General features: G+C 45.8%; 10 protein-coding genes. 8 read left to right on the top strand and 2 right to left on the bottom strand.

Annotated features, from left to right (window positions below; translation table 11 throughout):
- Positions 1–5 precede the first annotated feature (5 nt).
- Positions 6–1,601 carry a methyl-accepting chemotaxis protein gene (locus Q7P67_RS10505; protein ID WP_303851946.1) on the bottom strand — a complete coding sequence of 532 codons (1,596 nt, stop codon included), beginning with the start codon at positions 1,599–1,601 and terminating at the stop codon, positions 6–8.
- Between the two features lie 203 nt (positions 1,602–1,804).
- Between Q7P67_RS10505 and Q7P67_RS10500 the strand changes: the two genes are divergently transcribed.
- Positions 1,805–2,071 carry a hypothetical protein gene (locus Q7P67_RS10500; RefSeq protein ID WP_303851945.1) on the top strand — a complete coding sequence of 89 codons (267 nt, stop codon included), beginning with the start codon at positions 1,805–1,807 and terminating at the stop codon, positions 2,069–2,071.
- Here the strand turns inward: Q7P67_RS10500 and Q7P67_RS10495 are convergent.
- Complete coding sequence (locus Q7P67_RS10495; RefSeq protein WP_303851943.1) at positions 2,055–3,035, bottom strand: zinc transporter ZntB; 981 nt, start codon at positions 3,033–3,035, stop codon at positions 2,055–2,057. The two genes, Q7P67_RS10500 and Q7P67_RS10495, sit on opposite strands and share 17 nt — an antisense overlap.
- 119 nt (positions 3,036–3,154) lie before the next feature.
- Here Q7P67_RS10495 and Q7P67_RS10490 point away from each other — a divergent pair, with 119 nt between their 5' ends.
- From Q7P67_RS10490 to Q7P67_RS10460, 7 genes are all read left to right on the top strand, one after another.
- Positions 3,155–4,300, top strand: coding sequence for a multidrug effflux MFS transporter (locus Q7P67_RS10490; protein ID WP_303851941.1), 1,146 nt, complete (start codon positions 3,155–3,157; stop codon positions 4,298–4,300).
- Positions 4,301–4,377: 77 nt separating this feature from the next.
- Positions 4,378–5,997 carry a methyl-accepting chemotaxis protein gene (locus Q7P67_RS10485; RefSeq protein ID WP_303851940.1) on the top strand — a complete coding sequence of 540 codons (1,620 nt, stop codon included), beginning with the start codon at positions 4,378–4,380 and terminating at the stop codon, positions 5,995–5,997.
- Positions 5,998–6,912, top strand: coding sequence for a PAS domain-containing sensor histidine kinase (locus tag Q7P67_RS10480; RefSeq protein WP_303851939.1), 915 nt, complete (start codon positions 5,998–6,000; stop codon positions 6,910–6,912).
- 84 nt (positions 6,913–6,996) lie between these two features.
- Positions 6,997–8,361 (top strand): sigma-54 dependent transcriptional regulator, encoded by a 1,365-nt coding sequence (locus Q7P67_RS10475; protein ID WP_303851938.1) that lies wholly within the window; start codon positions 6,997–6,999, stop codon positions 8,359–8,361.
- Between the two features lie 912 nt (positions 8,362–9,273).
- Entirely contained in the window at positions 9,274–11,232 is a 1,959-nt protein-coding gene (locus Q7P67_RS10470; protein WP_303851937.1) for a sensor histidine kinase, read from the top strand.
- Positions 11,233–11,268: 36 nt separating this feature from the next.
- A complete protein-coding gene (locus tag Q7P67_RS10465) occupies positions 11,269–12,243 on the top strand; it encodes a phosphate/phosphite/phosphonate ABC transporter substrate-binding protein (RefSeq protein WP_303851936.1) in 975 nt (324 codons plus the stop codon).
- Positions 12,244–12,305: 62 nt separating this feature from the next.
- Entirely contained in the window at positions 12,306–12,749 is a 444-nt protein-coding gene (locus Q7P67_RS10460) for a peroxiredoxin (protein WP_303851935.1), read from the top strand.
- Positions 12,750–12,751 lie beyond the last annotated feature (2 nt).

Below are 12,751 nucleotides of genomic sequence, written 5' to 3'. Positions count from 1 at the left end.
TGTTTTTATACGGAGAAGTGTTTCAGCATGGAGGAAAGCTCCATAGCCTTCGCATTAAGTGACGCGGCTATCTGACTTACGTCGTCACCGGCATGGGTGTTGCGTTCCGAAAGATCATAAAGCTGCTGCATTATCTGTATAAGCTCTTTAGTTCTCGTGGCTATGAGCGTTGTTTTGCCCACAAGAGTTGCGGAGGTGTTCAGCGACACACTCAGCTCGTCTTTTGTGCTGTTTGCCAGATTTATCAGGTCGTTGGACTGATCAGCAACGCCAAGTATCTTTTTGGAAAGTTTGTCTGTCTCTTTGCTTATGGATTCAACGCTGTCCACCAGCTCGCCTGTTGTCGAATTGATAGTGCCCAGCGACGCCTGAGTGCGTTCTGCGAGTTTTCTCACCTCGTCCGCAACAACGGCAAATCCGCGTCCGTGTTCGCCTGCTCTCGCCGCCTCTATGGATGCGTTAAGCGCCAGCAGGTTTGTCTGGTCGGCAATGTCTGCTATCATGCCCAGAACGCTTGAAATCTGCGCCATCTGTTCGTTCAGCGCCTTTATGCGCTCGGAAAGCTCAGACTGCCTTTTGCTGTCCTGAACGATGGATGCGGAGAAAGTGTTCAGATGAACGGTGAACTCCTCAAGCTGTCTGTTGCCTTTTTCTATTACCTCTGTGGTGGTGACAGCCATCTCCTCGGTCATGTCCAGTTCGTTGCCGACTTCGGAGGTAAGCTCGCCGCTTTTTGAAACCAGCTCCATCTGCTGGTGTATGTTGTTTGAAAGGGATTCTGCCGTTGACGAGAGCCTGATGCTTGATTCGTATGTTTCGTCTGCGTTGCGCATTGTTGATGATACGACGCGATGCACAGTGTCTATGAAATGATCAACGTATTTCGCTGCAATGCCTATCTCGTCGTGGCTTTTAACGTTCAGCCTGAGGCGCAGGTCACCGTCACCCTCGGAGATATCGCGCATTCTGTCTTTAAAATTGTTAATAAATCCTATCATTATTTTTGAGGCAAGCATAAGCAGAAGAACAGATGCTATTATCACTATTGTGAAGAAAAGCTGCATACGGAGCATGTTCGTAACTTTTGATTCGGATGCCTCCTGAAGCATGGTCACGGCTTTGTTCATTTCAGCCAGCAGGGGCATATTGTTCTGCATAATGTATTCAAGCGCCTGTTTGTCGCCTGATTCAAGATATTTTGTAATATTACCGGAAAAAGTTGTCCACTGCTGTGCAACTTTTTCAAGCTGACCGTGCGCAGGTTCGCCTACAGCGTTTATGAAGACCTTTTCGCCTTCCGGGTCGTTTGAAACGGGCACTTCGCCGGAGTTTATAAGCCCTTTAAGGGTCATATCGAAGTTTTTGACGGAACCTGTGATACTTTTTTTCACATCTTCTTGCGAAGCGCCGCCGAGTTCGTATATCAGAACCTCTTTGGTCATTTTTTGCGTGAGCATACGCTGGCGCCCGCCAAGGTTTACAATAAGTGCATCCTTTTCCTGCCCCTCTATTACAATCCAATTTGTTATAAAAGATACTATTATGATTAGAAAAACCACTGAAGTGGGAATAAAGAGTTTTTGCATAATGCTTAACTTCATATAAAAACCTCTGTTTGTGTTGACTGGATGATAACAAAAATATCGACGTTTGTCCTCTAAAAAATGTGTTCCGAACGCCATAGAAACTGGTAGCAGATACCGGAAAAAGCACTTGCAGGAATATTTAATCGAAAAAGGATAAAAAATGTCTTATTTGAAAAATCCGCAAAAAAGTATATATTAACAGCCAAACGGTGAACTTTATGGAAAAATACAAAATACATGTCGAAGGGATGGGGTTTGAATACGGCACCGTATGTGTCCCCTGCGTCTTTGCGTTTATTGATGAAATGAAGAAACAGAAGGGCATTTCGGAAATAATGTTTGTCATAACCGAAAGGGTGTTTTATGTCACTTCAGACAGGCTTGGTGAAAAAAAGACCCGCAAGCGTATTGATACCGCTCTGGACAAAGCCGGTCTGACTTTATGCAAAGACTTCCGTCTGTGTTCCCTTATGGTTTGCGATTGAACCTTTCCGATCTTTTAAATGCGTACACCTGAATGATTATCACCAGCACCAGCACAACAATGAATACTATGAATCCTTTTTCGCTCTTTCCGCCTGGTATCCCGCCGAGGTTTACACCGAAAAGCCCTGTGAGAAACGTTACAGGCAGAAAAACAGCCGCCATCATCGAAATGAAATACATGTTCCTGTTTATCCGGTCGTTGGTTATGGCTGCAACTTCGTCCTGAAGAACGTAGCACCTGTTGTCCAACGCGTCCAGATCCTCTATGAATTTGCTTATCTTGTTGATACATTCCTGAATACGCTGTTCCTGAGAAGCGTCAAACAGGCAGCCTTTTGCCGATGCCAGTTTTGCTGCGGCATCTTTCTGCGGTGAGAAATATCGGGTGAAGGTTATAACAGCGCGCCGTATCTCTGATATCTGCCTGCGCTGATTTATATCCGATTCATCGATGATTTTGTATTCCAGCTCGTATGTGCCGTCTTTAAGGTCTGTTATGTAGCTTTCAGCACGCTCTGTAAGCAGTTCCAGCAGAAGGGTGACAAACTCACCGGATGTTCTCGGAGCGTCCTCGGCTTTAAGAGCCGCCGCGATGTCTTCAACGGCGTGGCACTGGCGCTTTGATGTGGAGATTATCCTGTCCGGCTGAATGAAAAGCCTTATGGAAACCATGTCGTGCGGATCCTGCTCTGTGTTGAGGTTCACTCCTCGCAGGTTCAGCATATATCCGTTCTGATAAAAAACGGTGCGTGGACGTGTGTCCTCTTCCAGAAGGCTGTCTATGGCAAGCTGGTCAATGTTTTCCTGTTCGTAAAGCCAGTCTTTTGTTCTCCCGCTGTCGGCTTCCATGTGCACCCACGAAAGCCTTCTTGCGATATTTTCCGAAGGGTGGGTGCGGTCGGTGTCTATCCATCCGTTTGTGTCTGATAGTATAAAACTATATGTTATATATGATTTATCCATTGTATATTGCCTCAGATGTAGTATACCTGATATAGCGTAAGTGTTCTATATTATTTGGAGAGAAGGTTTCCATGTTCAGTTCATTCAAAATAAAAAATCCGTCACTTTATATTATATTTTTGTCTCTGATAGGCGCAACGCCTCCTCTTGCTACCGATATGTATCTTGCCGCCATCCCTAAGATAGCCGCCGACTGGAACGTCCATGTTTCCGTAGTGAACCTTTCACTGGTGCTCTGGTTTGCGTCTTTCAGCTCGTCTCTGCTGCTTTTCGGTCCCCTTTCGGACAGGATAGGGCGCAGACCTGTTCTCCTTTTCGGGTTGTGGCTGTTCGTGGCGTCCAGCTTTCTGTGCGGACTTTCCGCGAATCCTTACATGCTGATAATGTTCCGGGTTATTCAGGGTATGGGTGCCGCTGCACCATCAGCGATGGTCATGGCGATATGCAGGGATAAATATGATGGTGCGGAGCGTCAGAAAGCGCTGGCGTACATCGGTGTTATCCTCGCCGTTGCGCCCATGGTGGCGCCGTCCATAGGTACGATGCTGCTTGGGTTTGGTTCGTGGAGACTGATATTCTTCACTCAGGGCGCCATGGTACTTATAACGTCAATTATCGCAATGGGATACGAGGAGACGGCGAAAGAGTTTATAAAGGGCAGCGTGCTTTCGATGTTTCTGCGGTATAAGTCTCTGCTGTTCAACAGGGAATATGCTGCAGCAACCACGGTTATGGGACTTTCCATCTCCCCTTTTTACGGATTCATAGCGTTTTCACCCATCGCATATATCAATATCTACGGGCTTTCCGGTCAGCTTTTCAGTATCCTCTTCGGCATGAACGCCGTCTGTGCCATGGCGGGTTCTTTTGCAAGCGCAAAGCTCTCGGTCAGGCTGAAACAGTCGCTTATGCTTTCTGTCGGATTTATCGGTGCGTTTGCGGGCGGTCTCTTCGTTCTGCTGTTCAATCACCGCGGATATGAGTTCTTTGCTGCGGGGATGTTCATCTTCGCTTTTTTCACAGGGTTCAACAGACCTGTCAGTTCCAGCCTTGTTCTTGAACAGGTACGCACGGACATAGGTTCCGCTTCGTCGTTCATGGTTTTTTATCAGTTCATGGCGGGCGCTCTCAGCATGTGGCTTGTGACACTGCCCCATGCAGACCCTCTGCGATTTTACGGTCTGCTCATTGCCTGCGTATCTCTCTTTGTGCTGGTTATATGGCCGTTTCTCTTTATCTGGCTGCGCCGCAAAGGGAGAATATGAGAGGAACATTCACTTGTTAAATTAAGATTGAATCGGTATAGTCAATTAGGTGATTATTTGATTTTTTGAGGTGCCACATGACTATCAGGGCAAAACTTAATTTATTTTTTTCTGTATTATTCGTAGTTTCTGTGTTCACAGCCGTGTATCTCGGCATAAAACTGTCCGGCGCAGAATCCGCTTCGGAAACGCAGGATGAAAGGGCGAGACAGATACTGGATGTTAATCAACTGAAAACTTATAACAGCGGCATAGCACTGGCTGCGATGGACGTAATAGTCGATAAAGATTCCATGCAGGTTGCCCCTGAACTTCTGGAAGAACTGAACGGATATTACAAAGATATAGAAGAGATGACGCCGACCTTCCGTGAATATGCAGATACTGACGAGGAAAAGGCGAATATTGAAAAGATTCTGGCTATGTTCGCGAAACAGAAAGAGGTTGTTGAAGGTGAACTTTTCAACGCCGTAAAAAACGGAGCGGACAACGAAACGTTTGCTGCGCTTGATGACAGGATAGACGGTATTGCCAGCGAAAACAGCAACGAAATAGAGCTTCTGATATCCTCCATCACAAACGAATATGAACTGGCTTCCGATATTAACAGAACTGCGGTAAGTTCCGCAGCATTCTGGGTTTATTTCACGTCAATCTCAATAGCCGTTCTGTCAGGTCTGATATACTTTTTCGTGCACACAGCGGTTATCAAAAGGCTTTACAGCTTTATACATGTTCTTAAAGATTTCACAGGCGGCAAGGGAGACCTCACCCGCCGCATAAACATAAAAACCAAAGACGAGATAGGCGAGATGTCAGGCTATTTCGACAGCTTCGTCAGCAGTATTCAGGAAATAGTATCCGACGTTAAGGAGAATGCCGCTGGGGTCAGCGTAAGTGCGGAGGAGCTTAACTCCACTATGAGAAATATGACTGAGACCTTTATGGAGCGCTCCCGTCAGGTTGAATCCATAGCTTCCGCCATAAGCGAGATAGGTGCCACCAGTGACGTCATGGTGGACAATATACAGCAGGCTTCCGTTCCACTGAACGAGGCTGTGGACAGTACGAAAGACGGTGCGGAAAAACTTGAAATGGTGAAAAAAGGAATGGCGGGCATTACACATTCCACCGGAAAACTTTCCGAAACCATCGAAAACCTTACTACCTCTTCGGGACAGATAGGTGAAATTCTCAACGTGATAAGCGATATTGCCGACCAGACCAACCTTCTGGCGCTCAACGCCGCAATCGAGGCGGCAAGAGCTGGAGAGGCGGGCAGGGGCTTTGCCGTTGTTGCCGACGAAGTGCGCAAACTGGCGGAAAGAACCCAGTCCGCAACATCTGAGATTGGTTCTATAATCAGAACTTTTGTCGCGGATACAAAGTCCGCGTCCACTGAAATGGGCGACGCAGAGAAGAATATTGAACAGGGCAATAAACTTATCGAGCAAACGGATGCTTCGTTCAGAAAAATTGTGGATGCAATTACCGACGTGAATCTCAGCATCGGTGCCGTGCGGCTTGCTATCGGCGAACAGAGCGAGGGTATCCAGAACGTAAACGAAAACGCTGTGCAGATGTCAGAAGGGCTGGAACAGAACGTAAACACTATGACAGAAGTTAACAGTACGATAGATCAGCTTGCACAGCAGGCGGCACATCTTAACACTATGGTGGAAAGATTCAGGGTGTAGATGAACAGATTTCTGAAGTTTTACAGAGCCATTATTATTATCGACGGAAACGGGGACACTGTCTATGCTGACGGGGTCGGCAGTCTGCTTCTGAAAGAGACGGATGCCGGCGCAAAACTTAAAAATGTTGCGGACGGGGAAACACTGCGCCTCTTTAAAGGCGGTTTGGCATCCGACTATTCCGTGACATCCGAAAACGTCGGTGAAAGCGGGCACAGACTCGTTATTCTTGAGAACGCCGCTGAGCGCGAACGTGCCTCTAAACTTATGTCTCTGGGTGAAATAATGCCCTCTCTGGCGCACGAGATGCGCAACCCTCTCACGGGAATCGGTGTTCTGCTGGACGATATCCACGACAGGCTGAGCTGTGCCGAGAATGAAAGGCATCTTCTTAGGATGGCGATATCTGAGATTGAACGTCTTGAGCAGATGCTTACGGATGTTCTCACATATTCAGGAAGTGATGTCCGCGCCATGGGCGAAGAGGACATTGCTGTCGTTCTTTCGGAAGTGCTGATGCTCAACCATAAGCTCTGTGTAATAAACAGGGTCGTGGTTCGCACAGAGATAGAACCGGGCATACCGCATATCCTTGCGGACGGCAGCAAACTGCGGCAGGCGTTTCATAATCTTGTGATAAACGCCGTTCAGGCAATGGAAAGTGGCGGAAATCTGACAGTGACCGCTAAAACTGCTGATAATAAGATATATATTCATTTCGAAGATACAGGCTCCGGCATACCGGAAGAAAAAGTTCATATGATTTTCGAACCGTTTTTCACAGACAAACAGGGCGGAACAGGCATAGGGCTTTCAGTGGTGCGCGATATTGTGCGCAGACACGGCGGCGAGATAACGGTTTCAAGCGAGGTGGGAAAGGGTACCGAGTTTCTTATAACTTTCAATCTGGGTTGATGGCGAAAAACCGCCATGTTTTTCTTGCTATATTTTCATAATCGCCTATACTTTATTTCACCCAATTATTCGCATGGATTTGATATGGAAAAAATACTCGTTGTCGATGATGAAATTTTTATTCGCGAAAATCTCGAAAGAACTCTCACGCTTAAAGGTTACGACGTTGCCGTTGCCCAGAACAGGCACGAATCGATACATATGCTGACCGAGGGCGATATCGACCTTGTTCTGCTCGATCTGAACCTTGGCAGGGACAGCGGTATAGACATACTGCGTGAGATGAAAGAGATAGATCCAGAAATTCTGGTAATAATCATAACAGGCTACGGAACCGTTGAAAGCGCCGTGGAGGCGCTTAAAATGGGCGCCTACGACTATATCAAAAAACCTTTCAAAGCGGACGCGCTGCACCTTATCGTTCGGCTTGCGCTGGAAACAAGAAGCCTTAAACGGGAGTTGAAATCATTTAAACGGGACGGTTCTGTTCTGCCGGAGGTTGTCGGTGTAAGCCCTGCCATGACGGATGTTTTCATGAAGATACGCGAGGTGGCAAAGCACGAGACAGCCACAGTGCTTATTACCGGTGAGAGCGGCACGGGAAAGGAGGTTGTGTCCAGAGCGATACACAATCTTTCTCCAAGAAAGGACAAGCCGTTTGTAGACATAAACTGCGGTTCGCTTCCATATAACCTTCTGGAATCAGAGCTTTTCGGGCACGAAAAGGGAGCGTTCACCGATGCCAAGACAAGAAAAACCGGACTTCTGGAAGAGGCAGCGGGCGGCACTGTGTTTCTTGACGAGATAGGCGAAATGGATATGAATTTGCAGGTTAAGTTCCTGCGTGTGCTGGAAGAGAGAAAGATACGCAGACTGGGCAGCACCAGAAACATAGATATAGACGTGCGTATAATTGCAGCCACAAACAAGGATCTGCGTGAGGCAATAAACAACAAAGAGTTCAGGGAAGATCTGTTTTACAGGCTTAATGTTTTTCCGCTGTCTCTGCCGCCGCTCAGAGAGCGGACGGAGGATATCGCACCGCTGCTTGACCATTTTATAAAACGTTACAGAACCGAGTTTAAAAAGGATATTCGCGAGGTTTCGAAAGAGGCGCTGGAACTGTTCAAGGCTTATCCATGGCCGGGAAATATCCGTGAAATGAAGAATATCGTCGAGCGGATCTGTATCATGTACAGCCGTGAGATAATCACGCCGGACATGCTTCCGCGTGAGATATCAGGCGAAAAACCGAAAATCGGAACCCAGAGCAATTTGCATATACCGCCTGATGGTATGGATTTTGAATCAGCCATTGAAAGTGTCGAGAAACAGCTTCTTTCCGAAGCACTTGTCATTACGGGTGCTAACGTCCTGCGGACGTCGAAACTGCTGAATATTCCAAGGGGCACTCTGCGGTATAAGCTGGAAAAATACGGTTTGGTCTGATTTGTTTTTCGTATAGACCATTTAACGCATTTAGAGATAGAGTATAAAAGCAAACTAAGATGAGATCGCCGCGTCTCTTTCGCTCCTCGCGAAGCCGGATTTTTTATTTATCTTCGCGATGAACGAAGTGACGCAGCAGAACGAGGATTCAAGCAGATTTTTGTTTAGATGCGAGTAGTACAAGGAAGAATTTTGATTTAGACGGGGAGTGTACGTGAGTGTACATGACCCTAGAAATCAAAATTCTGACGATGTAATAAGACGTATATAAACAAAAAGAGGGGATATAAAAAAGCCCTGCCGGTATTGGAGACCTCAGCAGGGCGAAAAGCGGTTGATACCGCCTATGCATCTATTTATTTGTGGCTATTTGTTTCTTTTTGTCCTGTCAGCGGGCATTTCGCCCGCCGAATACAAGACACTCCCCCTCGGCATTACGCCGAACCCATGTTTAAATCTGATACCTATTGCGTACGTTTCAGTAATTATTAGAGCAATGCCTGTGCCAAAATTGTAAAATCCATGTGCGTGTTTTGTAAATATCTGCTGTCAAAGCCTTAAAAAAATATTCGAGAGCCGGATGCGCATTTTTATACTGGTTCTTGTATGGCGAAAATCAGCCAATTGGGCTGTGTTGCGTTTGTGCTGTGGCTGTTTTTCGCCACAGAGTATTGTAATAACTATATATATTGTTGTGATTGCACAATATTTTATATAATGGAGAGTTGAATTTATGAATCTATGATTAATTAAATACTGACATATGAGCTTTACTAAGGGGATTATTTCTAAATCTATTGTGAATATTTCTAAAATAATATAAAATTGAATCATAGAAGCATAGTCAAAGGTTAGCTTTTTAATATATTCCGTTCCGTTAAACCAAGTGACGGTATGCCCGGAGAAAGCTGGATGATTATTCCGGAAATTAAGAGTGTCAGAACAAAACTGTTTATTTTTGTGATGCTCACAATACTGTTAATGTGCGCGGTTTTTGCAGTTACACTGTATTCTATGACTGTGTCAAATATCAACTGGCGTACAGCGTCTTCCTTCCGCACTTCTTTTTCAGTTCTGAATGAAAAAATCAAAAGTTTGCAGGTTGATCTTCTTAAATATACAGACGTGATATCCGGCTCGGATTATTTGGGAATAATGGATTTTTCCACCGAAACTGGGCTTTTCCGCGAGGCATCCAAGCTGTCGGAGATGGCGAATCTTGGAAACGTAGGGGCTCTGGCTGTTTATGACAGCGAAATGAAGCTGCGGGTCTTTGCATTCAGAGAAAACGGTGACTATTACGGTGGTTACATGGATTATGCGGGTAAACCGGTAATAATTAAAAACGGCGAAATAATGAGCGGTTTCGGCGGAGTTGATTTTATAAAAGATTTTCTGGCAAATTCCAGACACGTCCGCAGAGGGTACAGCTTTACCGACATATCCGGCGTATTGACTGTTCAGTACGCAGCAGAGGCTGTCCGCGGCGGAAGCCGTATGACCGTTATGTCAGCTGATTTTCTCGATTCATCCTTTGTACGTCAGGTTGAGGCGGCAACGGGAATGGGCTTCACATATTATATCAACGGATGGACAGTTTTTGACAGTTCATTCAGACCTGACACGGATCATACGACACTGTTTCCCGAAAGTTTCACCACAGCCGAGCGCATACAGCGTTCAGACGGTATGAACGTGTATTTCCAGAAATGGGTGATAGACGGGGATACCTCGGTGGATTTCGGATTCTCCGCCCACGACTACGCAGTGCGGGACATACGCCAGAGCATCCTTATGGGATTTATAATGATTTCCTTTTTTGTACTGGTGCTTGTGGTGCCCGTCAGTTTTTTCCTGTTGAATCTTGCCGTTACAAAGCCTCTGAAAGAGCTTCAGGTCGCTGTGCGAAAGGCGGAATCACTTGATTATGATCAGTTTCTTCCCATAAAAAGGAGTGACGAAATCGGGGATCTTGTTTCTGCGTACAACGAGCTTATAAAGCGTATAAAGCAGCGTGAAACCGAGCTTGAGGACATGAACGTTAAGCTGAAAAACATGGTTGAACTTGAAACCGGACTGAGACAGAAGAACGAACAGCTCCTTTTCGAACAGCAGAAATTTGTCGATATGGGACGTATGGTGAACGCTATAGCCCACCAGTGGCGGCAGCCCCTGAACATAATAGGGCTTGCTGTTCAGAGCTATGTTATAGGTCAGCGCGAAGGCAATCTGGATATGGAAGAGGCGAACGAGTTTGAAGAGAAGATAATGACTATGCTCCAGCATATGTCCACCACTATAGACGATTTCCGCAACTTTTTCCGTGCGGACAAAACGGAAAAACAGTTTTCAATCATAACCAGTATGGTGGAGGTTATAAGGCTGATAAACGCCCAGATGAAATACAACGGCATATCGCTTAACTATACATGCAGGAGTGGCAGCGATATTTTTGTATATGCGGAAGGCGTATGCGAAAACCCAGGGAAACTGGCTGATACGGCGATTGTAAGCGGATTTCCTGGTGAGATGAAACAGGCTGTGCTGAACATCATTCAGAACGCAAAGGACGCTATAATAAAAGAGATACGTGCCGGAAAAATTAATGAAGGAATAATAGATATAATCCTCGAAACCGATGAACATGAAATATCTTTCTCCATATCTGACAATGGCGGCGGCATCGACGAGGCAGTTATGGCGCGGATGTTTGAACCTTATTTCACCACGAAACAGAACGAAGAGGGTACCGGAATCGGTCTGTATATGACCAGAGCCATAATAGAGAACCATATGAAAGGCAGAATTTCCGCTTCAAACACAATTGAAGGTGCGATGTTCACAGTGGTTCTGCCGAAATTCACTGCCTAGGCGAGGAATTTTATGCGCAAAATGATTCTTTTGTTTATGTTTGTACTCATTACGAATTTTGCTCACGCTGACAGGGAAAAGGTTTTCACTGTGGGGGTCAGGGCTTACAACGGTATTCAGGAAGCATATCAGATGTGGTCGCCGACACTTGCCTATCTTGAACAGCAACAGACGAAATATTCATTTTACCTTATGCCGGTTTTCGGGTTTGAGCAGATGCGCAGGCTGATGGAGACCGGGCAGCTTGATTTCGTTATAACCCAGCCGGCGGAAGCCGTTATCCTTCAAGAGAAATACGGCGCACGGATAATGCTTACGGAACTCAGGGAATACAACGGCAAGACGGTTTCTTATTTTTCGTCTGCTGTTTTCACCCGCGCCGACAGAAAAGATATAAATAATTTCAGGGATATCAAAGGAAAAGTGTTTGCAGGTATCGATCCGGAGGGGTTCGGTGCATATTGGATGGGGCTGAAAGAGATTCGCGATGCCGGGCTGAAAGAGAACAAAGACTTCAAGGTTGTCTTTACCGGTACGCAGGACAAGGTTGTTGACTATGTTCTTGCCGGAAGCGCGGATATGGGCAGTGTGCGTTCCGGCATCCTTGAAAGCATGGCGAAAAAGGGCAGGATAAAGCTCAGTGATATAAAGGTTATAAACAGCGTTTCCGACGGACTGCCGCTTCTTCACAGCACAAGACTTTATCCTGAATGGGCTTTTTTGGCTGGTAAAAACGCGGACGAGCAGACTGTAACGGATATGCAGAACATTCTTACTAATATTCCGCGCGATTCGCAGGTTTTGAAAGACGGCAACTATGCCGGATGGATAATGCCTGTAAGCTATATCAGCATATACGAGCTTATGCGGTCGCTGGACATCGGGCTTTATGAGAAAAAACAGTTTTTCGGTTTCGCTGACTGGCCTTTCTATCTCAAGGTGCTGGTGCCTATAGCTTTCATATGGATTCTGATACTGTTGTATGTAGGGTTTTCGGTATATAGAAAATAGTTTATATTGATTTAATACCGCCATGGGAGTATGTTTGCGTATATTTTTTTATTGAGGGAAATATGCGTACAATAACAGTTCTTATATTTGCGGTTTTTTTGCTTTCACTCAATCTTTTTGCCGAACCGCTGAAAACGGTTGATACCAAAGATATAGTCAACCTTTCTAAATCATTTAAGGGTAAAACCGTAGTCGTTTTCTGGGCTCCCTGGTGCCCTCACTGTATGCGCGAAATGCGTATGCTTAGAAACAATCCGGATTTCATAAAAAAGCATAATATTCAGGTTATAGGTATAACGAAGCCTGCCGATGAGAGATACGCTGAATCTACCATCAAAGAAGAGAAATTCCCTTTCCGGTTTTTTACGGGTTCCGTGGCTCTGCACAAAGAGATGATGAAGATAGACGCCGTTCCATATACTAAAGTTTACAACAGCAAAGGCGATCCGGAGGACGAGGAATACGGTTCCCAGACCCTTGAAGACCTTGAGTTAATGATTAACTGAAT

This window comes from Seleniivibrio woodruffii (assembly GCF_029267515.1).
Classification (GTDB): Bacteria; Chrysiogenota; Deferribacteres; order Deferribacterales; family Geovibrionaceae; genus Seleniivibrio; species Seleniivibrio woodruffii_A.
This window is presented reverse-complemented; position numbering and strand designations above follow the sequence as displayed.

Coding starts and splice junctions, on each gene's coding strand:
- Q7P67_RS10480 (WP_303851939.1), top strand. CDS start 5,998: ATGAACAGATTTCTGAAGTTTTACAGAGCCATTATTATTATCGACGGA.
- Q7P67_RS10475 (WP_303851938.1), top strand. CDS start 6,997: ATGGAAAAAATACTCGTTGTCGATGATGAAATTTTTATTCGCGAAAAT.
- Q7P67_RS10485 (WP_303851940.1), top strand. CDS start 4,378: ATGACTATCAGGGCAAAACTTAATTTATTTTTTTCTGTATTATTCGTA.
- Q7P67_RS10505 (WP_303851946.1), bottom strand. CDS start 1,601: ATGAAGTTAAGCATTATGCAAAAACTCTTTATTCCCACTTCAGTGGTT.
- Q7P67_RS10465 (WP_303851936.1), top strand. CDS start 11,269: ATGTTTGTACTCATTACGAATTTTGCTCACGCTGACAGGGAAAAGGTT.
- Q7P67_RS10500 (WP_303851945.1), top strand. CDS start 1,805: ATGGAAAAATACAAAATACATGTCGAAGGGATGGGGTTTGAATACGGC.
- Q7P67_RS10460 (WP_303851935.1), top strand. CDS start 12,306: ATGCGTACAATAACAGTTCTTATATTTGCGGTTTTTTTGCTTTCACTC.
- Q7P67_RS10470 (WP_303851937.1), top strand. CDS start 9,274: ATGATTATTCCGGAAATTAAGAGTGTCAGAACAAAACTGTTTATTTTT.
- Q7P67_RS10495 (WP_303851943.1), bottom strand. CDS start 3,035: ATGGATAAATCATATATAACATATAGTTTTATACTATCAGACACAAAC.